Consider the following 232-nt stretch of genomic DNA (forward strand, 5'->3'; position numbering starts at 1 on the left):
GCCGAGTCACGCGCCGGGATGGAAGGGTTTGCCGAGCGAGGCCGGCATGTTGATGCGAATCCACGTCGGGTTGCGCGAGATCAGCACCAGCACCACGATGGTGGCCAGGTATGGCAGCATGGTGAGGAACTGGCTGGGGATCTGCACCCCCTGCCCCTGCAGCTGGAACTGCAGCATCGTCACACCACCGAACAGGTAGGCGCCCAGCAGCACACGGCCGGGCCGCCAGGTG

Annotated in this window: 1 protein-coding gene; it reads right to left on the reverse strand. The window is 66.4% G+C overall.

What is annotated here, in order from left to right; translation table 11 throughout:
* Nucleotides 1-6 precede the first annotated feature (6 nt).
* Nucleotides 7-232 (reverse strand): hypothetical protein (locus tag ACRHNM_RS18340; RefSeq protein WP_431138057.1); only part of this gene is annotated, 226 nt, incomplete at its 5' end.

This window comes from Psychroserpens mesophilus, from assembly GCF_050617655.1.
GTDB lineage: Bacteria > Bacteroidota > Bacteroidia > Flavobacteriales > Flavobacteriaceae > Psychroserpens > Psychroserpens mesophilus_A.